We start from the raw sequence: 503 nt of genomic DNA, 5'->3' as shown, positions 1-503 counted from the left end.
GGGTGGCGGCACGAGGTCGACACCGACGTCCAGGACGTCCCCGCCGAGACGACCGAGCAGGACCGCCCCGGCCAGCAGCCCGTCCCCACCGTCCCCGCCCCCGCTCCGGCCGCCGAGCAGGCACCGAAGCAGCCCACCGAAGCACCGACCACACAGCGCTCCCAGCGCCGCACCGCCGACACCCGCACCGCTCACAGGAGGTTCCCCATGTCCGGTTCCCCGCTCGTCACCGCGTCCGCCGAGATGGCCGCCGCCGCCGCGTCCTACGCCCCCGAGGACATGTGGGTGGTCGCCCGCGACCTCGACACGCTCGGTGAGATGCCCGTCAACGTCGCCACCGCCGTCCGCGTCTACACCGCCCGCATGGAGGGCGAGTACCCCCTCCACGAGTCCGTGACCGAGATGCTCCGCCAGCTCCACGACGGCCTGGCCATGCTCGGCGCCCTGGCCGACGAGATCGCCATCCAGTTCCGCGCGGTCCACGCCGACGACATCAAGCGCGA

The 503-nt window shown here is 73.6% G+C and carries 1 pseudogene; it reads left to right on the top strand.

Going from position 1 to position 503, the window contains the following annotated elements:
• Nucleotides 1-503, top strand: a pseudogene (locus tag ABD327_RS37395) (hypothetical protein); the annotation flags it as partial.

Source organism: Actinocorallia aurantiaca, from assembly GCF_039533685.1.
Taxonomy (GTDB): domain Bacteria; phylum Actinomycetota; class Actinomycetes; order Streptosporangiales; family Streptosporangiaceae; genus Actinocorallia; species Actinocorallia aurantiaca.
Note: the sequence above shows the minus strand (reverse complement) of the source record. Positions and strands in the feature narration are given on the sequence as shown.